This window comes from Bythopirellula goksoeyrii (assembly GCF_008065115.1).
GTDB lineage: Bacteria > Planctomycetota > Planctomycetia > Pirellulales > Lacipirellulaceae > Bythopirellula > Bythopirellula goksoeyrii.
The window spans coordinates 809,845-833,999 of sequence record NZ_CP042913.1; the positions used below are offsets into that span (position 1 = coordinate 809,845).

21 protein-coding genes are annotated in these 24,155 nt (G+C 49.0%); 4 read left to right on the forward strand and 17 right to left on the reverse strand.

Features of this window, described 5'->3' with window-relative positions:
* Positions 1–99: 99 nt before the first annotated feature.
* Positions 100–2,688 carry a hypothetical protein gene (locus Pr1d_RS03195; RefSeq protein WP_148072175.1) on the reverse strand — a complete coding sequence of 863 codons (2,589 nt, stop codon included), beginning with the start codon at positions 2,686–2,688 and terminating at the stop codon, positions 100–102.
* Between the two features lie 392 nt (positions 2,689–3,080).
* Between Pr1d_RS03195 and Pr1d_RS03200 the strand changes: the two genes are divergently transcribed.
* The 3 genes from Pr1d_RS03200 to Pr1d_RS03210 all read left to right on the forward strand — a co-directional run bounded on the left by Pr1d_RS03200 (position 3,081) and on the right by Pr1d_RS03210 (position 5,921).
* Positions 3,081–4,367 (forward strand): Gfo/Idh/MocA family protein, encoded by a 1,287-nt coding sequence (locus tag Pr1d_RS03200; protein ID WP_210417869.1) that lies wholly within the window; start codon positions 3,081–3,083, stop codon positions 4,365–4,367.
* Positions 4,368–4,430: 63 nt separating this feature from the next.
* On the forward strand, positions 4,431–5,120 hold the full coding sequence (locus tag Pr1d_RS03205) for a 3-keto-disaccharide hydrolase (RefSeq protein ID WP_210417870.1): 690 nt from the start codon (positions 4,431–4,433) through the stop codon (positions 5,118–5,120).
* Between the two features lie 78 nt (positions 5,121–5,198).
* Positions 5,199–5,921: a phytanoyl-CoA dioxygenase family protein gene (locus Pr1d_RS03210; protein ID WP_148072177.1), complete on the forward strand. Its 723-nt coding sequence runs from the start codon at positions 5,199–5,201 to the stop codon at positions 5,919–5,921.
* Positions 5,922–5,936: 15 nt separating this feature from the next.
* Here the strand turns inward: Pr1d_RS03210 and Pr1d_RS03215 are convergent, their stop codons facing one another.
* The 15 genes from Pr1d_RS03215 to Pr1d_RS03285 all read right to left on the reverse strand — a co-directional run bounded on the left by Pr1d_RS03215 (position 5,937) and on the right by Pr1d_RS03285 (position 21,432).
* On the reverse strand, positions 5,937–7,133 hold the full coding sequence (locus Pr1d_RS03215; protein ID WP_148072178.1) for an NAD(P)/FAD-dependent oxidoreductase: 1,197 nt from the start codon (positions 7,131–7,133) through the stop codon (positions 5,937–5,939).
* A gap of 86 nt (positions 7,134–7,219) precedes the next feature.
* Positions 7,220–8,572: an aminotransferase class III-fold pyridoxal phosphate-dependent enzyme gene (locus Pr1d_RS03220; RefSeq protein WP_148072179.1), complete on the reverse strand. Its 1,353-nt coding sequence runs from the start codon at positions 8,570–8,572 to the stop codon at positions 7,220–7,222.
* 75 nt (positions 8,573–8,647) lie between these two features.
* Positions 8,648–9,706 (reverse strand): DUF1559 domain-containing protein, encoded by a 1,059-nt coding sequence (locus Pr1d_RS03225; protein ID WP_148072180.1) that lies wholly within the window; start codon positions 9,704–9,706, stop codon positions 8,648–8,650.
* Positions 9,703–10,191, reverse strand: coding sequence for a hypothetical protein (locus Pr1d_RS03230; protein WP_148072181.1), 489 nt, complete (start codon positions 10,189–10,191; stop codon positions 9,703–9,705). Before Pr1d_RS03230 ends, Pr1d_RS03225 begins: the two co-directional genes overlap by 4 nt.
* Positions 10,192–10,206: 15 nt before the next feature.
* Positions 10,207–10,644 (reverse strand): hypothetical protein, encoded by a 438-nt coding sequence (locus Pr1d_RS03235; protein ID WP_148072182.1) that lies wholly within the window; start codon positions 10,642–10,644, stop codon positions 10,207–10,209.
* A gap of 58 nt (positions 10,645–10,702) precedes the next feature.
* On the reverse strand, positions 10,703–11,659 hold the full coding sequence (locus Pr1d_RS03240; RefSeq protein WP_148072183.1) for a dihydrodipicolinate synthase family protein: 957 nt from the start codon (positions 11,657–11,659) through the stop codon (positions 10,703–10,705).
* Positions 11,653–12,471 (reverse strand): amidohydrolase family protein, encoded by an 819-nt coding sequence (locus Pr1d_RS03245; RefSeq protein WP_148072184.1) that lies wholly within the window; start codon positions 12,469–12,471, stop codon positions 11,653–11,655. Before Pr1d_RS03245 ends, Pr1d_RS03240 begins: the two co-directional genes overlap by 7 nt.
* 72 nt (positions 12,472–12,543) lie before the next feature.
* On the reverse strand, positions 12,544–14,238 hold the full coding sequence (locus Pr1d_RS03250; RefSeq protein WP_148072185.1) for a sodium:solute symporter family transporter: 1,695 nt from the start codon (positions 14,236–14,238) through the stop codon (positions 12,544–12,546).
* 87 nt (positions 14,239–14,325) lie between these two features.
* Complete coding sequence (locus Pr1d_RS03255; protein ID WP_168205029.1) at positions 14,326–15,093, reverse strand: FadR/GntR family transcriptional regulator; 768 nt, start codon at positions 15,091–15,093, stop codon at positions 14,326–14,328.
* Between the two features lie 168 nt (positions 15,094–15,261).
* Positions 15,262–16,749, reverse strand: a complete 1,488-nt coding sequence (locus Pr1d_RS03260; protein ID WP_148072187.1) for a glycoside hydrolase family protein — start codon at positions 16,747–16,749, stop codon at positions 15,262–15,264.
* Positions 16,750–16,867: 118 nt separating this feature from the next.
* On the reverse strand, positions 16,868–17,707 hold the full coding sequence (locus Pr1d_RS03265) for a hypothetical protein (RefSeq protein WP_148072188.1): 840 nt from the start codon (positions 17,705–17,707) through the stop codon (positions 16,868–16,870).
* Positions 17,708–17,821: 114 nt separating this feature from the next.
* Entirely contained in the window at positions 17,822–18,733 is a 912-nt protein-coding gene (locus Pr1d_RS03270) for a hypothetical protein (RefSeq protein ID WP_148072189.1), read from the reverse strand.
* A 288-nt stretch (positions 18,734–19,021) separates the two neighbouring features.
* Positions 19,022–19,639 (reverse strand): PEP-CTERM sorting domain-containing protein, encoded by a 618-nt coding sequence (locus tag Pr1d_RS03275; RefSeq protein WP_148072190.1) that lies wholly within the window; start codon positions 19,637–19,639, stop codon positions 19,022–19,024.
* 304 nt (positions 19,640–19,943) lie between these two features.
* Positions 19,944–20,426 (reverse strand): hypothetical protein, encoded by a 483-nt coding sequence (locus tag Pr1d_RS03280; RefSeq protein WP_148072191.1) that lies wholly within the window; start codon positions 20,424–20,426, stop codon positions 19,944–19,946.
* A gap of 28 nt (positions 20,427–20,454) precedes the next feature.
* A complete protein-coding gene (locus Pr1d_RS03285) occupies positions 20,455–21,432 on the reverse strand; it encodes a DUF1559 domain-containing protein (RefSeq protein WP_168205030.1) in 978 nt (325 codons plus the stop codon).
* A gap of 350 nt (positions 21,433–21,782) precedes the next feature.
* Here Pr1d_RS03285 and Pr1d_RS03290 point away from each other — a divergent pair, with 350 nt between their 5' ends.
* Entirely contained in the window at positions 21,783–23,087 is a 1,305-nt protein-coding gene (locus Pr1d_RS03290; RefSeq protein WP_148072193.1) for a Gfo/Idh/MocA family protein, read from the forward strand.
* 171 nt (positions 23,088–23,258) lie between these two features.
* Here Pr1d_RS03290 and Pr1d_RS03295 read toward each other — a convergent pair whose 3' ends face one another.
* Complete coding sequence (locus Pr1d_RS03295; RefSeq protein WP_148072194.1) at positions 23,259–24,125, reverse strand: alpha/beta hydrolase family protein; 867 nt, start codon at positions 24,123–24,125, stop codon at positions 23,259–23,261.
* Between the last annotated feature and the right edge of the window lie 30 nt (positions 24,126–24,155).

Here is a 24,155-nt window from a genome sequence, read left to right on the forward strand (position 1 = left end):
AAGTATCTTTCCTGAAATATTGAGTCAAACATTGCGTGTAGTAAAGATACACAAAACTTGTCGAACCAACATCTAATAGGGCCAGCTTGTCGACTCACTTCAATTGCTTCTCTTGCGATTGAATTGGATTAGGGTCGTCAAAGCAATACTCAGTAGGAGGGCCGATGTTGGCTCCGGAACGCTTGTCTGTGTCGCACTGAATGGGCTGACACCCATGCCGTAATTGGCCTGCCAGTCCCCCAAGCTCCCCACGGCAGGGTTGCGCTGCCAGACGAGGAAATCGTTTCCGTCCACGTCGCCATCGCCGTCGAAATCACCGTCTATCCCTGGGCCAATTCCTTCCAGAGTATAGGACTCAATCAATCCATAGCTTCCATCAAGAAGCAAGTGAACAAAGAAGGAGTCCGACTCGATTGACTGGCTCGTTAAATCGAGCAACAACTCACCATCAAATGTTCCGGACGACGTAACCTGGTCGATAATGTTTATCCCATCCAAAGAAATGCCGATACCTATCGTGGCTTGGAAGGAAGGATTGTCTTGATCTGCTGCACCAGTCGCGCGCAATTCGGTGAGGGTGATGTCCTCGGGCGTGGCAAATTCCTGGATCACCTCGAGTTGGCCCGGATTCTGATTGGCGAACAGGCCAGCGTTGGAATAGCCAACTTTTCCGAGATTATTAAACTCCGCAGTATGAAAGACGCTCATGCCACTCAAATCTTCCTCAAACGATACGAGGCCCCCAGCACCGATTTCCAGATCAATGGCTTTTTGGGTGGGTATCACGACATCAGCATCGACGTCAATTGAGTCCACACCTGCCAGAACATCACCCACAGTTAGCGAGGTGCCTGTCATGGTGTAGGCGACCTGGAATTCACGCCCTGGGAAGGAGCCACCTGGTACGGTCATGCTCATCGCACCCCCAGCGGTCATGGTGGTGCTCTGCAGAAGATTGCCATCCATGTCGAGCACTGACAGGGTCACCGCCCCGTCGGTACCAGGCGTGATGAAGCCGGGAGCGTCGATCCGCAATTCGGTCAAAGGAAAGGCACTGCTAAAATTGTAAGCAACCGAAGAGGATGCTGCCCCCGTTTCGCGAGGCCGGAGTTCCACGGGAGACGAGTCCCACCGCAAATCTGCAAATCCCGTGATGTCGGTTTGATTGATAAATCGCACTACCCTGTCAGAGATATAGTCCTCGGTATAGAAAGGAGTTACGTCGCTCTGCGAGAGGAAAGCCAACTCAATGGTCGGGATTTCCCAGGGTACCGTGTCCCAGGAGGCCGAATCAGGTGCTGGAGCCGATGCTGCAGCAATCGCTGTATTCTTTACGAGATCAAATCTGGCTGCCGTTACAGAATCCACACCTGGATCCCAGCCATACAGACCACCAACTCCTGACCATGTGAAATAACCTGCCGCGACATCATACTTCTGATGTACAGCAATCTGTTCGTCGAAACGTTCCTGAATGAATGGGATAGAAAAACCATCTCCACCGGCCCACAGGATATTGGTGATCGGTTTTTGCTGAATCACATATGCACGTGTGTTCTGTTCCATATTAGGTTGATCCAGAATATATTCGTCTGAAACCCAGCCATCAGAATTCAAATTGTAGAAACCAGATACCCCTGGTGCTGTCCCAATGCTACTGGGGGTGTACCACTGAAAGATTGGTAGATCAGGGTGATTAATTTTGATTTTGTCATAGAGTTTATTGAGATGATCCACTCGCCCGTCCCAAAATATATGCTCCTCGCCCAGTGTAATTCCGTATAGTTCATTCTTGTCGACTTGGGCAAAGAATTCGTCAACAACTGCAGCCAACTTGTCTATATCGGAATCCGGCGAGCTCGGTGTGAGGTCGGTAATCCCAAAGAACCCCCCCGATCCATTGGAAGCCTGCGGGATAAGATCAGCAATGATTCGCTTACCTCCGGCACGGGCTTGCTGTAGATTATCATTCCACGCCGAGTGCCCTTGAGCGTCACCTTGAGTAGCAACTGCTTGCACCACATGATGGTCAAACGGAGTCTCAGGATTGACGAAATACCCATTCCAACCCCCGTACAAACCAGAACTTTGAAACGTCAGCGGTTCACGAGCAGGAGGAATAACTGGAAGCGGGGTCAGGTCCGCGTAGAGATTCATCTGACTGATATCTACATGCTGCGATACATGCCCCAGTCCTTTTACAACCTCCACTCCGACATGAACGCTCGTAAGACCACTGAGGGTTGCATCCCCCGTAGCATCCAAGGCCAGAGGCACATCGACTACCACTTGCCCATTGTATTCTGCCCCAATGTATGTGGAATAATCAAACGATAGAGTGGTTGTAGGTTGCGCAAATCCCATACCGATTCGACCGTCCATAATCCAAGAACTAAATCCAGAGCCAAGCGCTTCGAGACGGATATTCGACATCGAGAAACCCGCAGGAGCGGAGATTTCTCGGAACAAGTTGTAATGCCCGGTTCCACTCGTGTTTGGATGTTCAAAACCGACTTTGGTCGGATCCCCACCCTTCTCGAATACCAACGGTAGACCCGTGTCTGACGGAACCACCGTCCATGCGCTACCGCCATTAGTGAAATCCAGCGATTCGATAAGTACCGCACTCGCGGAGCCTGATAAAAGGAACAGTATCACTGTAAATGCGAATTGGCATATTGCTCTCATGAATTCTCCTTCTCTGTGCCTGTAATCAACGAAATTTCTGTCCCAGCAATATCTGAATCGTATAATACTTGAGCTCTTGATTGAAATCAGTTGAACCCGAATAGTTCATACTTTAGGAGCAGCGTGAAACCAACTTCTTTCGACTTGATTGATTCCGATTAAACTGTAGGTAGTACTCAATATTGAGATTACTCTAGGGAATTAATTCAGGATCTAGAAAGTTTGCCGCGGCAACTGCCATACGATTGCATGTTAGTCTTAATAGGATTATCATACAAGCAAATAGTTGCTCTTTTCCTGAATTTCTTGTGGAATCGCCGAAAAAGCGGACCATTTTCACCTGTTGCTTATATTGCCATAATGCCTCGATTATTCTCGGAGAGTTTCAAATAGTGGAACCTAAATCAACACAAACCAAGGTATCGCGTCGCTCATTTTTTTGGACAACCGCCGCAGCGGCTGCGAGTATGAGCTGGACTGCAAAGAGTTATGGTCGAATTCTAGGAGCCAACGATCGAATTGGGATCGGTTTCATTGGTGCAGGCGGCATGGCTGCCAATCACATGCGGGCATACAACGACCTGAAGGAATCAAACAATCTTCTCGCACTAGCCGTAGCCGATTGTTGGAAATCGCGTGCGGATGAGGGAGCCAGCACAACTGACGCTTCCTTGGCAACCTTGAACTATCACGAGGTGCTTGACAGTAAGCAAGTCGACTATGTGGTCATTGCAACTCCTGAACATCAACACGCTCAAATGACTCTCGATGCGTTCGATGCGGGAAAGGCGGTTTACTGTGAAAAACCGATGACACACACGATCCCCGAGGCACTATCGGTGTGGAAGAAGCAGGCCGAGACGGAATTACCTCTTCAAGTTGGTGTACAAGGGATGTCCGACGATAGTTATTCGTCTGCTAATCAAGCGATTCAAGGCGGAGTGATTGGTCAAGTTGTCCAGGCACAAATCGAGTACGTTCGGCGGTATGGGTCTCAAGGTCTTTTCTGTGTACCGGATCTAAAAGACGACCTGCCAAAGCCGCCGGACTTGGATTGGAAAGCTTGGCTCGGTCCTGCTCCAAATGTAGAATGGAACCCTCATCACTATTTCGAATGGCGCAATTTTTCTATGTACTCGGGCGGAATTGCTGGCGACCTATTTGTCCATCGTATTACACGCATGATCCGGGCACTCGATCTGCACATGCCTCGTCGAGTTGTGGGCATGGGTGGTATTTGGCAGTGGCCAGAGAATCGCGATTTGCCTGACAATTTCGAGATGATCTGCGAGTACCCAGAGGGGTTGACCGTTTATGTACTTGGCACTCAGAGCAATCGCGTTGATTTCGACCATCTCATTCGTGGATACCGAGGAACACTCTATTTCACGAATGATGGGTGGGTGGCAAAGGACAAGGACGGCAAGATTCTTGCAGAGCACAAAAAAACGGGTGGAGAAGACGTAAATCTTCATCACACAAATCTCCATAATCACATGCGAAATGGAGAGCCATTGAATTGTCCCGTTCGCTTAGGATTTGCAGGAATGGCCGCGTCGGTGATGGCAAACGAGTCTTGGCGAACTGGCCAAATGATGGGGTGGGACCCTGAATCAGAGAAAATGGTTCCTTGTCAGCTACTAGAACATGACCCGTATCCAGCCAAGGAACGTTCCTGAGGCACCGTTTGTATTGTAGTCTTCCGACTCGTGCTAAATCAGTTGAAAGGAAATTGAATGTGTATGAAGTTTAGTTTTGTGCCCGCCTATCTAATCGGAAGCCTTCTTGTTTTGGAATGTAATGCGATTGCTGCCAACCAAAGTGAGACGAATAGTCCTCCTCCGGGCTTTACCTCTCTTCTAAATGGGAAGGATCTGTCCGGGTGGAAAGGTTTGGTAGGGGATCCTAAATCGCGATCCGAAATGAGTGAAGAAGATCTCTCTGCCGCACAATCCAATGCAGACGTCCGTATGCGGGAGCATTGGAAAGTAGTGGACGGGATTCTTGAGTTTGATGGCAAAGGAGACAGCTTATGTACTGTAAAGGATTACGAGAACTTCGAACTCTATGTCGATTTTAAGATTCTCCCCAAGGGGGACAGTGGTATATATCTCCGTGGTTCGCCACAAGTTCAGATTTGGGATCCTGAGTCGAATAACATCGGTTCCGGAGGCCTTTATAACAACAAGAACCATCCGAGTGAACCGTTGGTGATGGCTGACAATCCGGTAGGAGAATGGAATACCTTCCGCATTAAAATGGTTGGAAACCTGGTCACGGTTTGGCTCAATGGCAAGCTGGTCGTAGATGCAACTCCGTTGGAAAACTATTGGGAACCGGACAAACCCATTTATCCTACCGGACAAATTGAATTGCAGAACCACGGCAATAATCTTTACTTCCGCAATGTCTACATCAAAGAACTGCCCTAAGCAAACATCAAGACACAATCCTAGCTATTCGTAGCACAAGCATTCATTTCGCAGACAACATCTAACTAGGAGTTGAAGATGGCGGATTGGGATACAGAAGCACAAGAGTATGCGACAAACGGGGTTATCCGCCTCCGAGAGTTTTTTGATATCAACCACATCAACGAGTTGCGATCCCAGCTAAACCGCTACGTTGACGAAGTACTAGCCAACCAAGCTCAGCCGCATTGCACCTACGAAGCCGACGGGAAGACTATTAGAAACCTATGGCGATTAGACTTGTATGATGGTTATTTCCGCCAACTAGCAAATGACGATCGTCTACTCAGTCTCGTAGGCCATCTTGTCAAAGGCGAGCCTGAACTAGTTGCAGTAGAGACTTTTAATAAGCCAGCGCGAGTTGGGTCGGGGGTTCCCTATCATCAAGACAATGCTTATTTTTGCCAATCGCCTCCTGACGTCTTGACCGTATGGATTGCCATCGATCCTGTGACTGTGGAAAACGGGGCCGTGTACTACATACAGGGGTCTCAACACCAAGGGATGTTGCCGACTAAACCATCTGGAACAGCAGGAAATTCGATTGGATTGTCAGAAGAGCCCGAAATTCCAAAATCCACCCAGTTTTGTTGCACACTAGAGCCTGGCGACATGGCAATCCATCATTGCCAAACGATTCACCACTCTGATCCCAATACGAGTGACAAGTCTCGACTTGGGCTGCTAATGGTTTTCAAGGGATCTCATACGAAGAAGGATCATAGGTTATCAAAAGTCTACGCATCGGCTCAAACCAACTAGTATTATTACACCTCATCAGTGGCGCCTCCGAACTGCATTGAATTGGGGAACCTTGGTGGCCAAATAGTCGATTGCCTTATCAGGATCGAATCGATCCGGAGTGAACGCGCTAATGTCGATCGAAGTTACTCCTTCTGTGACTAACTCAGCCATGAGCTGACCGGCAACTGCATTGTAGCTAAATCCACCGGAATGGAACGACGTTGCGACGAATAGTCCAGGCATCTGTCGCACTGGGCCAAGTATTGGTTCTCCATCGCAACTGAATGAAAGAAGACCCACGGACTCGCTTTCCCACGATACGTCCTTCAGAACTGGAGCTAGCTGCGATAAATGACTTTTTGCCTGGTCGCGAATGTCGAGTCTAGTTGACAATTCGTTCATCTCGAAGTCAGCCGTGGGAAGGTGCTCTTCGCGGTCGGGTGTCTCGACCCCCATTAAGATACGATTGCCAAAAGCGGGTCGAAGATAGCCTAGATAGGAATTTGCATTCACAGGGGGTGCTAACCAGGGTATCGGTAACGGTTTCGAGACATAGCGCTGATGGACAAAGGCCTTCATGGGAAATCGTAATTCGAGTTTGCTTAACAGAGGTAGACTCCAAATGTGGACGGTACTTATGATATTGTCGGCTTCGATAGTACGAGCAGAAGTCATTACTCCCGAAAGGCGATTCCTATCTTGCAAGAAGTCGACCACAGGCTCGTCTTCAAAGACTTGGACGCCGAGTTGTCGAATCCGTTTGAGAAGTGCTGCGATATACTCATCCGGTTCACTATATCCACCATATAGATCATACAGTCCGCTGTAGTTTTCAGGAGGACAAAGAGTAGGCCAGCGATAGTGAATTTCCTTCGCGTCGAGAATCTGATAAGGAATGCCTAACTGATCGTACATCTCAAATAATTCCGCTGTAGCCTCCCATTCACTGGGGCTGACAAGGTTGAGACAACCATGTTCGTCGTGAAAAGTGTAGTCGTCCCATTCGGTAGAAAACTCGCGAAACAACTGAAAACCTAATTGTCGAGCACGGACTCCCGTCTCACTCCAAAGTAGATGGGTGCCAATGCCGGCTGCACGACTGCTCGCACCACTTCCGAGTTGTCCCTTTTCGATCAAAATAATGCGCCCTGCGTCGCGCCTCGCAAGTTGATAGGCGGTGCTGAGGCCTATGACGCCACCTCCGACAATTACGGTAGTAGCCGAACTCATATTTCAACTCCCAGGACAAATTGAATAGAAAACGTAGATCGCCCAAGAAGGTTTCCTGCGGCTATTCTTAAAGTTTTATAGAATCTCTACGTCAATCGAGAAAACCCGTTGTGCTTAACGTGACCATCTAAACGATTTGAAACATCGCCTAGTCGTATCGTTTCCGCCAATTCATAAAACACGTTATCCGCTGCACTTAGAAACTGCTCGACATGGTGACTTTCGTGCGCCAAACTTGGGTAAAAACTGCTACTAACCAGAAATCCGCGTTGAATCATCCTCTTGGTCAACAACGTCGTCAGTGCGGCAGATTCGCGATGATCGAAACTAAGGTGGGTTAGGGCTGCCGGGCCAGACACAACAACTGGGACATCATGCTCTGCTCCAAGATTTCTGACACCTCGGGAGAATAGTTCCCCAATTTGCTTAATGTGGGCAGGGACATCGACTTTTTTCATCTGCTGAATCGTAGCTAATGCAGCAGTTGGCCCAACAGCTTCTGTCCAAAAGGTACTTGAAATAAAAGTGGATTGAGAGGACTCCATCACTTGTTGTTTACCCAGGACAGCCGCTATTGGATGTCCGTTCCCAAGTGCTTTCGCAAAAACTACAATGTCGGGTTCTACTCCATACTTGAGATGGATGCCACCAAGATGAAACCTCCAACCGCATGTAATCTCGTCAAAAACAAGGGCCGCTCCGACATGATCGCAAATCTCACGCACGCCCTCTAGAAACCCAGGTTGCGGATCTTGTGATCGGAAGGGTTCCATAACCACGGCCGCCAAAGATCTGCCGTGAGATTCTGCAATACGCTTCAATTCCTTGAGGTTGTTGTAGCGAAATGGATAGGCAGTACCTCCCAGACCCCGCGGAACACCGCTTGGAGATAGTCCAGGCAATAAATGATCGGCCAATGAGTCGGCTAGCGTCGAGTTTGCAGGATTTGGATTGGGTAGGTTGGCAGCCAAGTACCAATCGCTCCAGCCATGATAGCCACAAAAAGCGATGACATCGCGTTGGGTTGCGGCACGAGCAATGCGTACAGCGATGGCCATTGCTTCTCCACCGGTGCGACTAAAACGAACTTGATCGGCCCATGGATGCATCGCAATTAATTGCTCCGCTAGTTGAACTTCTTCAACGCCGTTGAGCGAACACATTGAGCCTTGTTGGATGCGTTCTATGACGGCAGCATTCACAAATGGATTTGCATACCCTAGCAAACAGGAACCAATCCCTGTCGTGGTCATGTCCAAGTACTCACAACCTTCCAGGTCTGTGATCCGGCAGCCACTCGCCCTCGCGAAATATGGAGGCCAACTACCTGGAGCGTACATTTCGGGTCGCTTGCTCAGAAGTTGCGAACCCCCCGGAATCATTCGCTTGGCTCGCTGATACAGCTCTTGGGCAGGAATCTGCAATCTATCTTTACTCATGTCAATCTAGTCCATGTAACACATTTTGGATAAATAAAATGGACGAGGATCGTGTAGTCGGCAAAGTATCGGCGATCAAGGGTTAGGGACGACCTCACCGCCGGCGAGTGTGCCCAAAGCTCGTACTATTCCCAGGGCGGTGTCCTCAGAAAGAAACCGAGAAGCTCCATCAGCCATGGCAAAATTTGCACCTCCGGGATGCCGGCTATAGAAACCTAAATCGATGAAATGAGTTGCAAATTGGCCCGTTTCGTCGCGTAAATTGACAGGACAATTGGCAAGTCGCCACGAACAAACAGAATGGACCCAATTGTGTCCATGAAAATTTCGACCATATACGTCCTCTCCCAGCAGCATTGTATTGCTCATTCCATCGATGATAGTTGCTGCCCTACGTGGCTTGAGATAAGTATTTGGAAATATGATACCATCTCCATTTCGAAACGGATGATTGTGCCAGGGGTGGTCTTCCGTTAAGCCTGGGGAGGGTCCTTCTGTGCCGGGATTGTTGTAGGGCGCTTGCCACGGGCTCATCGACCCTGCGCATCCATGATAGTTGGTGATCCCTGCCATTGTTCCGTTCGACTGCCCCTTTCCTTTCATGTAGATCGTCGTGTCTCGGTAGACTCCAACCGAACTTCCTTCGTCACTAGGGCAAAGATACAGACTAATTGCAGTTCCGGTGTTTTCGTCGCCAGAGTTTTTTATCGTGCCGGGAACTAAATCAGGGATTTCGAATTCCAGATTACTGGGGCCCTCGAGATAACCGCCGACACCGTCGCCAATTCGTGCGGCATCGTAGAGAGGCGCCTGTTCAACATAAGGCAAAATGAAAGCCAAGAAACTCCAATTCATCGAAGTTGCTTTGTAACCTCCCCCTGGAGGCGTAGTTCCATAACCTCCATAAACTGTCTTTGGAAAATGGCCATTCGCTTCAAGATGTAAATGTAGTCCCAAGGCGATCTGTTTAAGATTATTCGAACAATGCGCGCGTCGACTCGCTTCGCGCGCAGCCTGGACCGCCGGCAGTAGCAAGCCAACCAAGACTCCGATAATGGCAATTACGACCAGAAGTTCTACGAGGGTGAAACCATGTAGGGGTCTAGAGAAGCGATACTTTGTTGGGATTCTCATGGATTCAACCTCAATACATACTCATCAGGATCTTGATTCTCCTTGACTTCGACCAGTAGATCCGTTTGATGAAAATAAAGATAACGTTGGTTGACGAGTGCTTTTGGCAGGTACCCTTCAGGAAATTCAGGCCATACAGGTGATGTTGGTGGATCGACCACACGAAAATTATCTGCAATGATGAGCACACGATACCAACCTGGCGGTGCTCCTTCCTGGTTTGCCGAAAACAACTTATAGCGGCCATCTTCCTGGAGCATTCCGGCGGGCTGTTCCATGCTTTGATTACCTCGCTCGGCATCAGGGCGGAATGAGACCGTTCCCGACGGGACAGGCTGACCATCCACTTGCACTTTGCCCCTTACTGGAACATGTTGAATTATGATTTCGACTTCACTGCAACCCAGAATCATCCCGATCGCAACATAGGCGACCACACCTGAGAGCGCAAATCGTAGAGACGGCATGCACAACTGTCGCATCATCTTGCCTCCCGGGGGTCATTCTGAAACTTCTAAGTCGTAAGCACCTGCTTCGGGATCAGCTACCACTTCAAAAGACAAAGGAGTTTGGCCTAGCTGGCCATATTTTGGATCAATCAGCGACTTTGGCATTGGAATTGTGCCCCCGGTAGGGGGTTCCGGATTGCCTGAATAGTTCGTCGAGGTCACCAATACTTTGTAGAATCCTAGCGAGGCTCCTATACGCTGTCCTGTAAAAATCTCGTACTTGCCGTTGGTCACTTTGCCCGTGGCTATATAGGGACTTTGAACACCGGGGGCCCCATCGGATCGTAATGCTACGGTCCCCGCAACCATCGGTTTGCCATCTACCGTCACTTCGCCAGTGACTGGATAGTAAGTCGGAGAGTGGCCTGAGCACCCCAACAAAGACACAATCACTGAAAGCAGGACATTCGTTCTTAAGTGAATTGACATGCGAAATAAGACTGGACTTGGAATCCTGGCAAAGTCTTCCGTTAGTAGAACTATCGAGCTAGGAGGTTTGTATACAATGATCTGTTGCCAGATCCAGCAGCTCCGGAAAATGGTCCTTGCACCAGGCTCTTAATTCGATGGCATCTTGTTGGGTGGCAGATGGATAGGGTCCTCGGCTTCGCAAACTAAGCCCTAAAAATCCACTCGCGTTGGTCCCCAGGCGATCGAAAGCTGTATCAGTAAATCCTCTCGGACCGAATCGCTCGAACAAAAACTGATGAAGCGCACTGATTTTCCTATGCCATCGATCGACCTTACTCCAGCTTCTATTCTCGAGTTCTGACCACATATCCAGAATGATCCGCGGGTTCCAGTAAACCAAAGCACTGCAACTTCCGCGTGCGCCAAATGGACCTAGCTCCGACCACAGGCTTTCGTCGACAAACACATTGACAATTTCTGAAAGTGCTTGGCAACCTTCCTTAGAAACTCCCAGAGTCTTCGCATTCGACTTTACCATGAGATAGTTGGGGACTGCTTCCTTGATTTGCAGATGTTGCTGGAGCGTCAGTATTCGCTTAGCCCTTGTCGTTTCATAGATCGAAAGAGGTAGCGCGTTTGAAGCAGAACTGACCGCTTGAAAAAAAGGGACAAGTTGCTTCTCATCAACTTCCATCCAGTAAGGCAGGGCGATCTGAATTGCATCGGCGCTGAGTTCGGCGGCATATTCCGCGCGCTTTATTACACCAAGTGTATAGGTAGAGGTACACCCTATCATGGCAGGTGTATTGCAAGCGTGACAGGCCTCAACCGTCGCTCTTGCTACCTGTTTGAATTCATCAAACTCCATCGCGTAAAATTCGCCAGAAGTACCTCCACTGTACACACCAGGTATGTCAGCTTCACAACAGCGGGTCACATCAGCACGATAGGTCGCTTCATCAAAGCAGTCGTCATCGGTCCAAGCGACTGGCAAGCCGGCCCACGGCCCTACAAATGTATCTATTGTCAGCATCTTTGTGTATCACTCTCAATTAGAGAATTTGAAAACAATTGCTCTGCGTTATCACAGAGAATACTGTATTTGTCTTCATCCGAAATCTCAGCGCTATCAATGCGAACGCGCTGCATCGCTGTAGAATACAGAGGAGTATCAGTGCCAAACAATATCTTATCAGAACCGATCTCACTCACAGCCCATTCGATGAGCCCAGGTACAATAGAGCGTGAGCTAGAGGTGTCGACCCAAACATTGTTCTGCCGACTCTTTTGAATAGCTCGAACCTGTAAACCTGGGTCACCGCCTGCGGCCCCTCCATTGCCGAGATGTGCCAGGATAAGTTTTACATTGGGGTACTCATTTGCCAAGGTGACAAAATGGGCGGGGTGACTATTAACATCACCTGTGTGGGCGAGAACCGTCGCATCGTGTTGAGCAGCAAACTCGAAAAGTTCATCGCCAAATTCAACGATCGGGTAGACATGTTCTTCTGGATGAATTTTGATACCCACACATTGCGGCTGGTACAGCATCTCTGCTGCTTGGTGATAGGTTCTTGGTTGCCTAGGATGGACGATAACATATTGTTTGAGTCCTTCCGTTTGACAAACGATCTGCGCAGCTTGCTCATTGGCTTGAAATACATCCGCTTGCCCGCGTGGCATAAGACCTGCCAGAGGTGAAACAATAGTGATCTTGATGTTTGCTTCCTTCGCGCGTCTGGCAACTGTTGCCGCATCAGCCGACAATAATTGGCCAATATCGGGTGAATAATTCTTGCCGAAGTGCCCATGTACATCAATTGCCTGGATCTTTGACGTTCTCATAATTCTCTTCTCTCTTAGATTCTCCTGAATACTACTATTCTACTGATAACCAATTAAAGCTCTTGTTCTCCACTACGTAGGGTTCGGGTCGCCTGATACGACTGCTTTCCATGAATAGCGGACCGCTTTCTGGGGATCGCGAATGGGTAAGAATAATCCTAATAGTCCCGCCATCAAGAAGGTGGACGTTGCTGCTATCGGCGTTATCAAAAACGGACTCAAGCCGCGATTATTCGCTAGATGTAGCTCCAAAGAGCTGAATTCTGTATCGCCAAGAAACCACAGCAATTCGGCGTGCCAAGCACAGCAAACCGCAAGTGCAATTCCCAGAATTGTACTAAGTACTATTGCTCTTTGTCCGACGTGGGACAGAAACATGCCGCCAGCAAACATAGCGCCTAAAGGGCCTAATGCACAATTAAATGTGCGAAAAGTAATACCAATGATGTTGTAACTTTCGGGAATGTAGAGCAGCGCCCAGCCTGCAAAAGTACAAAAGAACCCAATAATTAGAGTTAATATCCGTGCTAACCGAAGATCGCCCCAGCGGTAATAAGGCAAGTCCAGACGTCTAAAAACATCGATTGTCAAAACCGTGGACACCGAGTTCACTCCACTGTCCAAACTCGACATAGCCACCGCGAAGAGCGCAGCGACTAGAAGCCCCGACATACCTACGGGAAGCCCGTTGGCAATAAAATATGGAAACACTTTATCTGCTACGAGAGGATTACGTGGATCGACAACGCCCTCGACAATCTCGACTTGAAACCGTGGATCTGAGTAATACGCCAACAAAGCCATCCCGCAAATAGAAAGCAAGATGAAGGCTACACATTCACCCATGAAATTTACAATGTTGCCACGGGCAGCTGCTTTCACAGAAGGAGTTGTAAGATATCGCTGTACCGCAACCTGATCGCCAATAAAGGTACAGCTGTACCAAAACAACATGTTAAGCATCATGAATAGAATGGTATTTCGTTCCGTAATATCCCAACTCGCCAGGGGAGGGAGTGCGTGGCCCTCAACGGCAGAACTTGTCGTGATATTCCACCAATCTATAGGGCCCGTTCCCGTATCGAGCGCCACGACTAGTAGCGTGATAATCAAACCGGACATGAGCACGACAAACTGGATTACGTCGGTCCAAATGACGGCCTTTATACCTCCCAGCATGGTGTAGATCGTCGCCGAAATTCCCACCGCAAGAAGAACCGTAAGTGTCCATTGTTCGAGGCTGGGATGCCATGCAAATTGCTGCTCTAAGCTCGGGTAGGTGATTTGCGCTACCGCGCTCGAAGCAGTCAGCACGATCGTGGCCATCCAAAACAGTCTCAGGATCAGCGTGAATAGCCCCACCCCCAGTAAGCGAGCAACGAGACCGAATCGCCATTCGAGATATTCATAAATACTCGTTATATTCAACCTCATAAAGAACGGAATCCACAAGCGATTGACGACCAAGAAAGCCAACGGCAACGCCAGCCAACCGAATATCAACGTCAATCCATATCGCAGCACTTCGCCTGGCGCTGCTAAATAGGTGGTCGTCGACATGAGCGACGCGATTAGACTAAGGCCTACCGCGAACCATGGCATGCTGCGCCCAGCGACGAAAAAGTCTTCGCCCTCATGTTGTTGTCGAGAGAAATAAATACCCGCAGCAAGAGTGCCCACAAAGTAGACTAGCACGACGATGTAGTCGACCGATTGGAGACCCCGCTGGGAGATAGATGACAAAATCGAGAAAGGGACGCTATCCATGATTGGTAGAGCAAGAAGCAGAATAGCTGTAACCCAAACCACTATTCTCCGCTTTTTGCGTGGTGCAGCATCGAAAACGGAGGGGGATTAATCTACTGCTTCAGCAAGCTGGCTCTCCACGGGTTGATTGACTAAGGCATGGTGTCTTAAATAGCAATGAATATGCGTTGTGATAGCGCAACGTGAGCGTTCTACATCGCGAGCTCGGATCGCGGAGACCAATTCAAAGTGCTGCTTTGCTGTAGATTCTTGTTTTTTCCTGGCACTCTTACTACTCAGGTCATTTGATGACAAATTGCGGACAGCATGTGACTCGAAAAACCTCGCAAGCACTTTATTTAAGCCGGAAACCAGCGTCGAATGGGTCATCTCCAATAGCAGAGTGTGAAATTGGAGGTCCCACTGAATCTGCTTGGCGGTTTCCATATCACTTTTGACCGCTTCAGCAAACTTCGTGGCAATACTCTCTAACTTATCAATCTGAGCGGGCGTCGCATTCGCCACTACCAATTCGATTCCTCCTACCTCCAGTACGTAGCGCAGATCAATAAGCTCACGAAAATCGTCCTCTGAACCAGCGAGTGAGGGGACGCTTTCTGAGATCAATCGAATCAGATCCGGCCGACGAGCAACAAGGCCTTTTCCCTGGCGTCCCTCTAAAATTCCCAGGGCGCGTAGACGACTTACAGCTTCACGTACGATAGTGCGCGACACATCAAATTCAGTCGCGACCTGAGCCTCCGTCATAAAAATATCGCCATCGCGAAAAGGCTTTGCTTGGAGCTTTCGACGAATCTTACTCGCCAACTTGTCGGCTAGTGAGTCGTTGTCATTTTGTTTTACAAGGCTTTGCATGATTGTAATCATCTTGCTTGAGTAAAATGTGTATTGCCTACATTGGGCCTAATAGTACGACTATGTTACCAATATCTAGTTCAGCCACATAGAGAGTATTCTTACGACATGTTGGCAACAACATTCGAATTAGAAGAGCTGCTTATTAATTCCTCATTCCTTATCCTTCTAATCAGAAAACCTCAATGAATAGAGATCAGCGTCCTTCATGGCAAATCGCAATCGAACGGCGAGACCGGCCACCCTGCTCAAATCGGATCCACTATCCCAGGTGACAACACGTTCGATGTCGTCACCGTAGTGTTCAGGACAATCGGCCAATGACAGACCTTCCACCGGTTGTCCCTCTGAATTCAGCACTTCAACCTGAATCGAACCAGCTGCAGAGGTCGCAAAATTCAATATCAGACGATTCCCCTCAAAGACAATCGGACGAGTTACGAACTCGCCCGGTTGATAGCCTGCGTGGACAGAGACTATTCCATCAACTCGCAAGACACCTCGGCGGATGTGCACGGAGTCTGTGCGGTAATGTTCTACAAAGTACAAAGACATCTCTACTGAACCCGTGGGGACTAGCCCCGGTCCTACTTCTATAGCCCGTTCGTGCCAGTTCAGTGGATCATTCCCTGGGCGGAGGAACGCTTCACCAAAGCGTCTATCCCATCGAATTCCATCACGGCTGGACATAAACACGATGTCAGAAATACCAGTGAGAGGCCATTCGTCTCCTTTGCGGTGCTCAACGAATCTTTTGGGAAACATCAACAAAATATCGGGACGGCGGTAGTAGGGGGTCGCCGCATTCTTATAAAGATGCTCATTATCCGTGCCTTGATGATTCGTAACTTCGATGAACTTTGGCGCAGTGAAATGGCGGAAGTCCTTCGTTGCCGTCCTGCGGATTCGTCGGATCGGCATCTCAGAGTGTTCTTCGAGATAGGGAGTTGCACGCATCACTTCGGTGCCATCTTCAGCTTCAAATCCCCTGGTGTAGACAACATACTGCTCCCGAGCGGCATCCCAAAACGCAATGCTATGAGTGTCAAATTCTCCCACCGCTGGCACTACCCGTTCCTTCTGCAGCAATCGCCAGTGCAAGCCATCTGGAGACACCAGGCCTTGAAGCCCTCGCTCGAAGGCGTAACCCGTTGCCTTATAAAGCTGATCAGCATGAGCCGTAGGGCTGTCATCCTTGAAGACACATAATACGGTTGGTCCACCTTCAGGTTGAGTGTGGTCTCCAACCCACACCAAGTTATTATCCGTAGAACCTTGATATTCGATCAATCCGAGGGAAGGCTTCGTCCAATGAATACCGTCTTCGCTTTCCGCATATCCCGTGTAATAAGGAGGAGAATTGAAATTAGCCCGATACCACATCCGATACAATGAGCCATCGAGAATGACTACTGGGTCGTAGAGCGTGCTATCTTCCCACGGCATGTCGAGCTTAATCGCAATTTCAGCACGTCGTGGGCTATTAAGCTTCAAATCGACATTCTGAGTCTCGTCGATGATCTTGTCGTCAAGGAAAAGTTGCAGTTGAGTGCCGATCTCAATCGGAACGGACGCGGTTTGGTTCTGCGAATCTGCAACCGCATAGCAGCAGGAACTACCGCTCAATTGCAGAAGCAAACAGAACAACAATTTCATGTTCGACACCATAACAATACTCGAAATTTCTCTACAACCAACTACCAGATCTCTCATCCACTTCGAACGCCACTGCCTTGAGGATAATTTCATCTCTTATTAGGTAAGGCTTAGATCTTTACTGAGAATTTCTGCGGTGAAACGCAATAGAATAGACTGTCATGAATGTAACCAGCACTAGACTATTGGGTTCAGGAACTGCTCCAAGATTGACAGCCAAACTGGAAGGGTAATTAGTTTGCCACTCAGCCAGTGCAGTAGGATCCAGAGCGGGCGCTGTAAGGCCACGTTGCCAGTCCAGAAAATCCTGGCCGTCGACGCTAAGGTCGCCGTTGAGGTCTCCAGCAGGTATTGCCGTCAGATCGGCCGTGATTACGATTTGGCTGACATCAGCGTGCTGTGAGACATGGCCAAGCAGTTTGACCACTTCTACAGAGACCCAAATACTAGGTGTAGGAGTAAATCCAGGTTCTGGAGGGGATCCAGTACCGATGGTCGTGTCCAAGAACAAGGGGAAGTCGACCACCACCGTGCCGTTATTCCCTGGATCCCCTGGAATCGTTGGATCTTTAAAGTTGTTGGCACTTGCTCCATACTTGTACTGCAAAGGGTTCAAATTCTCTTCAAGGCCAAAACCAACTCGACCGTCCATAATCCAAGAACTGTAACCGGATCCTAATGCCTCCAGGCGAATGTTCGTCATCGACATGCCGGCTGGGGCGAACACCTGTTGGGTTAGGCTGTAATGTCCACTTCCGTCAGTATTCGGGTGTTCGAACCCAATCTTTGTCGGATCGCCATCCTTTTCAAATACCAAAGGGATCTCGGTTGTGTGCTCGGTGATATTCCAGGCACTACCGTTATTAGTAAAATCCAATGCCGCGATTTGCACGGCCAATGCTGAGCCTGACTCACTAGCTAACAACATCGTGCAAACAATAATCAAAAGATTTCTCATGTCTTTTCTCCAGGACAAGTGGTGGTTTAAATATGTAACAATACTCTGTCAGTACAGGCGACGCTTTCTCTGTTTACTTGATTATTCACTTGCATATCCTCACAACACCCCATTTCAACGACAGCATCGTGTCCCTATTAGCAATCCTGCCAGGGCCAAGATTGTGAGACTAGCAGGTTCAGGGACCGAACCAACATTAGCAGTCAATGGTGTGCTATCACCGTAGTTGTCTTGCCAAGCCATCAACTCTGTTGGACTCAATGAAGTTGGCGATTGGCCACGTTGCCACAGAAGAAAATCATTACCATCGACATCTAGATCGCCGTCAAAGTCGCCGGGCGAATTGACGACTTCCGTCAAGTCCGCGTAGAGCTTTATCTGGCTAATGTCTACCTGCTGCGAGACATGGGCAAGGCCTTTGAGAAGTTTCACGCCAACCCAAACGCTGGTCAAACCACTGAAATCAGCGTCGCCAGTGGCATCTAAATAGTCTTCTCCCGGTATGCCGTTATTGACCATTGGGAAATCAACCACAACCGTTCCATTGTTCCCGTTGTAGTTGTTGTCACCAAGCACGTTGCCCCAGTTGTCAGCTGACCAAGCATAGGTATCAGGCAAGAAGTTAAATGAATTGTCTTCCACTTCAATCTCTTCGGGATACATTTGATCCGACAGCCCAAAGCCAACATAGCTGTTCATGAGCCACGAACTGAATCCTGACCCTGCGGCCTCGACGACGATATTCGACATAGTGAATCCGGTGGGTGCAAATACCTCCTGCATCAGGTGATAGTTTCCTGTACCTTGCTCCTCAACCGGAGGAAAAGTGCTCTCATGAGCAAAACCAACCTTTGTCGGATCGCCATCCTTCTCGAAGACTAGAGGTAGCCCATTGTCAAGCTCTGTCACTGTCCAAGCACTACCTCCATTCGTAAAGTCTAGGGCAGCAACCTCTACAGCCAACAAGACCGCTTGACGCTCATTGGCTAATAGTATTATGCAGACAACATAGAAGAATTTCTTCATGAATTCATTCCCCAATAAACAGTGGGTCAAACACTTAGTAGAATTCAAACTTAACTCGTATACATTCACCCTCTAGCCTGCTCGCATCACTTGTCACGCTTCGTGGATCATTGTCGAATCTCGCAGTCCAGCTCGTCTGACTCTGCTGGAGGAGGCCAAAGTCCCTCCCCCTGGTTCTGCCCCTATTTACCAGGAGTCGGGAATTGGTAAGCCTCTAAGCGATCTATTAATTCAACTTAGTGATCGAGTGCAGCCGCCGAAAGACACTCGACCACCAGTTGCTCTCCACTAACGTCGACGCACCAAGGCGAATAATCCGCTGAAACCCAAAAGCACAAAGCTGGCTGGCTCTGGGATCGGATTCAGATCAGCAAAAACCTGGATATTGCGCACATTATTTGCCTGCCATACACCAGCGAGACCCTTCACTATTTCAACATTGATAAAGACACTATCTACACCGGTGTAATCTGGGTCACCGGATGCATCTAGTGATTTGGCCGCATCCACCACTACTCCATCACCAGAGACGCCTCCGCGGCCTGAGTAATCAGAGGCCAGAGCATACTCAGGCTCATCATGCAAACCGAGTCGACCATCCATTACCCACGAGCTAAATCCTGAAGCCTCGAACGTCACCATGATGTTCGACATCGTGAAGCCGGCTGGGGCAAAAACCTCCTGAGACAACCGATATTGCCCAGAGTTAGTCGTATCCTGGGCAATACCAACATTCGTTGGATCTCCATCCAATTCATAGACGAGAGGTAGTCCGGGATCATCCGCGATGACAGTCCAGGCACTGCCGCTATCAGTAAAATCAAGTGCTGCGACCAATGCAGCGGAGGAAACACTTGGAGCCATGGCGATAGCCAGGGCCAAGAGAGTAAATAGCATTCGTTTCATGAGAACTTTCCTTTATGCAAAACAAAGTTAGTGTGATTCTCGAAAAGATAAGAAGATCAAGTTACAAACCCAACGAATTCCCCCCTTTCAGATACGTAACAATGGTGCAAGATTCAATCAGCAAAGATTATACTATCATACGATTATGTGGATTGCAATCATTTATTCGATTTTCGTGTTGAAACAGGCACGCTTCTTCCAAATTCTAGACCTCTGTCATGGCTGCTGGCAGCGTTGCTTCTTGATGCAACTTCTTATCGGATAAACAGCTTATGTCCTTCCTAACCCTGGAAGAGAGAAGTCCCTAAGGCTTAAGATCAATATCTAGCTGGTTTTCCCCATTGGTCACTGTAACGGTCAAATTGCTCGTTTCTAGCCTTCGGTAGCGAGGCGGGATTTCTGGATACTTTCGAGGAGGCACTCTCGATAGTGATTCGCCAACGGGTGCCTCGATCTTCGGGGTACGGAGAGCCACCCGATACTCGCCCGGGGGAAGCCCTTGCTGCCCGGCTGTGCGTACTTCATAGCTCCCACCGCTATCAAGCTCTATGATCACATTAACTCCACCCGACACCTTACTGAAGAGAAGCTCTGCCTCTGAAAATGGCTCCCCTTGATAAGTGACCGTGCCAAAGACTCTGCCCAGCGGAGGCCTTGGAGGGGCACAACCGAGACAAAGGATTGTTGGAACAAGAATCAATCTCACGTAAAAACAGGACGCGAAGTGGAAGTTTTCCACTGAGGGATTTGAATATTTGGCTCGATTGATATCACCGGATTGATTCATGCTAATTTGAGCTTGTCCTCATTTGGTGCTAGGGAATGGAGACAACGAGCCCATCGTCACGATTGGCCAGATTATAGAGAGTCTGAATGTCGGTATCGTCACTGAGAAAGTGGACGGATCCATCGCAAAAGGCAGCCAAGGCACCACTTGGATGTGCCGATTGAATTGGGGAATTCATTCCACAATTTCCTCCCACACTCAGCGCAGTGGCCGATTTTTCTCCCACGCTGTGCATAACCGTTGTCGCATTAAAAGTTCGTTCGGCTACATCGGTATTTCCAAAACCCATGCTAAATCCGTGCTCACAGTCGGCCGTGCAGTAAACATCTTCTCCGATTTCGTCTTTGCACCAATCCGACTGCTCCACAATGGACAAGGTGTTCGAAGTCCCATCCGTAATCTCAGCAATCGAGATATGCTCTGCGGCAACCAGGGTTCCCCCCTTAGAAACCCAACCTGGGTTGCCGTAGGGGTTGCTGCCATGATCAACTGCACTTTCGTGATTCCAGGCTCCAGAGACACCCGCATAACTGGGCAACATGCCTGCTTCGGGGCGGATTTGACTGAACTTGATCACCGGGCTAGAAGGACAACGAATCACATCTAAGGGCACTCCCGCGAGCAATTGTCGGTTATACAGATTGCCACCGTTACCTACCCAACCAGTATGTGGACTATGTTCACCCGTCTTGTCGAACTGCTCATAGAGATTGGATTGCTCAATGTACGCCAAGGCGATCACGAACCAGGAATGACCAAATCCTTGAAGCACACCTTTTTCCGGATTGGTGGCACTGGGAAATTCATTGAAAGATGAATGGTAGTTTTGCAGCCCGAGCTCAAGTTGCTTGAGGTGGTTTGTGCATTGCGACCGCCGGGCCGCCTCGCGGGCAGCCTGTATGGCGGGTAACAACAACGCGACCAGGACGCCGATAATCGCAATGACGACCAAGAGTTCAACTAGGGTAAAACCGCATTTTCTTGTTACTGGCTTGCATTTCGTCATAACACGAACTCCAAGTAACCCACAGATAAGATGAACTACCGCGTAGTCTCGGTGTGAATAGGTTTGCCTGACAGAGCCAATCATTGATCGCTTCAAATCGGGCAAATACATAACAAGTCGGAATGGCGTTCTCACTGCGACACAACTCCCCATGCATGAGGCTAGTGGGACTAAGCAAAGTGATTCAAGGCCGCCACATTAAATCCGATTATACTACTATCTTTCTACAGTAATGCACTTTAGAATAGTAGTCAAGCTTTGATCCTACAAATTGATCGCAATTGACTCAAAAAAGAATAATTCAGTATTTCACCGCTTGATACATGAAGTCTGGGACGAGGAGGACGAGTATGAGCATATGCTCCCAGTCGAGGCGGGATTTTCTGCGCCGCGCCATCGCGGCAGGCATTTCGGTACCCTTAGCAGAAAATGCCTGCTTATCGCGGGCAGAATCAACTCGACCCGATTCAAAGTCGCCCAATGAAAAACTCGACATAGCCGTCATCGGAGTGGATGGGCGAGGCAAGGCGAATCTTGATGGAGTAGCAAATGAGAACATCATTGCGCTGTGCGACATTGATGACGAACGACTCCACTTTGCCGCAAAGCAGTTTCCCCATGCAAAACTCTTCAAAGACTACCGCCAGTTGCTTGATTCAACAAAGCTCGACGCCCTCGTAGTTTCAACGCCAGACCATACTCATGCCATTCCAGTTGTCTCGGCTCTTCAGTTAGGTCTTGACGTCTACTGCGAAAAACCTCTGGCTCACAGTGTATGGGAAGTCCGGCAAATGCGAGATTGGGCTAAAAAGCAAGGCTCCGTTACGCAGATGGGAACGCAAATTCATGCAACCGATAACTATCGGCGTGTGGTCGAGTTGATTCAAGCCGGTGCGATTGGAAAAGTCGATCGTGTTCACATCTGGCACCCGAATTCTTCGAAGCCCGGCAAACGTTCACCAAGTGGGACACCACCAGCGCATATTGATTACGATCTTTGGATTGGTCCTGCGCCCTTGCGACCCTTTGATTTGTCACATTTCCATTTTAACTGGCGTTATTGGTGGGATTTTGGAGGCGGAACCTTGGCCGACTTGGGATGCCATTACATAGATTTGCCTTACTGGGCGTTAAAACTAGGAAACCCTGAGTCGATCAGAGCTCAAGGCGAAAAGACATATATTGGCGACAATGAAGTACCCGATAATCTCAGAGTCGATTACCAGTTCCCTGCGCGAGATAATCTATCTTCAGTTCATCTTACTTGGTATCACGGTACCTTGAGGCCGGAAGGATCGGAAGAATACGAAAAAAACGCGGCAGTTCTCTTCGAAGGAACCCAAGGTCGACTATTGGCTGACTACAGCACGTTAAGAATCTATTCTGAACAAGACGGCGTGATCGCAACGCCAGTCGAGCCAATACCCGCCTCAATTGGCCATCATCAGGAGTGGATCGAGGCCTGCAAGATGCGCGGAGAAACAACCTGCAACTTCGACTATTCCGGTGCACTGGCTGAGACTGTTTTATTAGGAAATGTTGCTTATCGTGTAGGTCAAGAGCTTCAGTGGGAACATCAATCTCTACAAGCCACGAACTGCCCTGAAGCAGAACAGTACATTCGGCGGGAGTATCGCCAGGGCTGGGAGCTGTAGTCTTCTAGTACTCAGTTTGTAACGTCAAAGCTGAATAGTCGCTTGGCTCTCGGACCTCAAATGAAAAAACGCAACATGCTCAATAGTGACGGCTAGTAATGTGCGGCCTTTTTACCTTGTCGATGATTTATTGTGATGCGGAATTGTATGCGGGTCCGCAGGGCAGTCGGCTTACCTCTCTGGAATTGCAACGTTGTCACTCATCGCAGCGTCAAAGAAATCCACGGTTTCCGTTTGTAGATTCTTCATAATCTCATCGGAGTGCCCCATTCCTTCCACAGTGTGCAATGTGCAGGGATATTGCTTGGCATGTAAGATCGCTTCCAAAGACCTACTGTGGGCGAAGGGTACGATCTGATCGCCTGTTCCGTGAATGAGCAGCAGTGGGGTCCTGGCAAATGCGTCGGCATGGAGTATTGCCGAGTTGGCTTGAAATGTCTTTCCATTAGATGGAGACTCGCCGCCGTAGGCATCTTGCATTATGGCTCCATACGCAGGCATTTCCCTGGCCCACTTGGCAAAATCAGTCATTGGCATCACTGCACAAATGGATCGCAATGAATTAGGATGTGATGCGCCATAGGCCAGTGCGGAGCCAGCCCCCATACTCGTTCCCATCAGGCTGACACGGCGGCCGTCAATATTCCACTCTTTAGTCCATTGGTCGATCAATACTTCGAGTGTCTGTGATGCCTCACGATTCATCCAATGCCTTGGCCCCAAGTTAGGAACGACGACGTAATAGTTACGCTCAGCCAACAACTTTCGAAGGCGCTCGCAGGACGATGCCTGGAGATTAAACACAGTATGCGAACCGCCTGATCCATAGAGATAAACAAGAAGTGCAGGCCTCCGCTGAGAGCCTTGGTGCGGAGGGTAAATTGTGACAGGGACCTTTGATTTGGAGTCTACAATCGAGTATTCACGGACTATGGGTGACATTTCTTCCACTACCGATTGGTAGTCATCACATGTCGCGAGTTTGGAGGAAATTTGGGTAAGCAGCAGGACGTAAATTCCAATGGCAGCTTGTTTCATAGACCGCACCACATAACCTTGAGAGATGGA

Coding starts and splice junctions, on each gene's coding strand:
- Pr1d_RS03205 (WP_210417870.1), top strand. CDS start 4,431: ATGAAGTTTAGTTTTGTGCCCGCCTATCTAATCGGAAGCCTTCTTGTT.
- Pr1d_RS03265 (WP_148072188.1), bottom strand. CDS start 17,707: ATGAGAAATCTTTTGATTATTGTTTGCACGATGTTGTTAGCTAGTGAG.
- Pr1d_RS03275 (WP_148072190.1), bottom strand. CDS start 19,639: ATGAAACGAATGCTATTTACTCTCTTGGCCCTGGCTATCGCCATGGCT.
- Pr1d_RS03250 (WP_148072185.1), bottom strand. CDS start 14,238: ATGGATAGCGTCCCTTTCTCGATTTTGTCATCTATCTCCCAGCGGGGT.
- Pr1d_RS03280 (WP_148072191.1), bottom strand. CDS start 20,426: ATGAATCAATCCGGTGATATCAATCGAGCCAAATATTCAAATCCCTCA.
- Pr1d_RS03240 (WP_148072183.1), bottom strand. CDS start 11,659: ATGCTGACAATAGATACATTTGTAGGGCCGTGGGCCGGCTTGCCAGTC.
- Pr1d_RS03255 (WP_168205029.1), bottom strand. CDS start 15,093: ATGCAAAGCCTTGTAAAACAAAATGACAACGACTCACTAGCCGACAAG.
- Pr1d_RS03225 (WP_148072180.1), bottom strand. CDS start 9,706: ATGAGAATCCCAACAAAGTATCGCTTCTCTAGACCCCTACATGGTTTC.
- Pr1d_RS03195 (WP_148072175.1), bottom strand. CDS start 2,688: ATGAGAGCAATATGCCAATTCGCATTTACAGTGATACTGTTCCTTTTA.
- Pr1d_RS03285 (WP_168205030.1), bottom strand. CDS start 21,432: ATGACGAAATGCAAGCCAGTAACAAGAAAATGCGGTTTTACCCTAGTT.
- Pr1d_RS03230 (WP_148072181.1), bottom strand. CDS start 10,191: ATGATGCGACAGTTGTGCATGCCGTCTCTACGATTTGCGCTCTCAGGT.
- Pr1d_RS03220 (WP_148072179.1), bottom strand. CDS start 8,572: ATGAGTAAAGATAGATTGCAGATTCCTGCCCAAGAGCTGTATCAGCGA.
- Pr1d_RS03290 (WP_148072193.1), top strand. CDS start 21,783: ATGAGCATATGCTCCCAGTCGAGGCGGGATTTTCTGCGCCGCGCCATC.
- Pr1d_RS03215 (WP_148072178.1), bottom strand. CDS start 7,133: ATGAGTTCGGCTACTACCGTAATTGTCGGAGGTGGCGTCATAGGCCTC.
- Pr1d_RS03235 (WP_148072182.1), bottom strand. CDS start 10,644: ATGTCAATTCACTTAAGAACGAATGTCCTGCTTTCAGTGATTGTGTCT.
- Pr1d_RS03245 (WP_148072184.1), bottom strand. CDS start 12,471: ATGAGAACGTCAAAGATCCAGGCAATTGATGTACATGGGCACTTCGGC.
- Pr1d_RS03210 (WP_148072177.1), top strand. CDS start 5,199: ATGGCGGATTGGGATACAGAAGCACAAGAGTATGCGACAAACGGGGTT.
- Pr1d_RS03295 (WP_148072194.1), bottom strand. CDS start 24,125: ATGAAACAAGCTGCCATTGGAATTTACGTCCTGCTGCTTACCCAAATT.
- Pr1d_RS03270 (WP_148072189.1), bottom strand. CDS start 18,733: ATGAAGAAATTCTTCTATGTTGTCTGCATAATACTATTAGCCAATGAG.
- Pr1d_RS03260 (WP_148072187.1), bottom strand. CDS start 16,749: ATGAAATTGTTGTTCTGTTTGCTTCTGCAATTGAGCGGTAGTTCCTGC.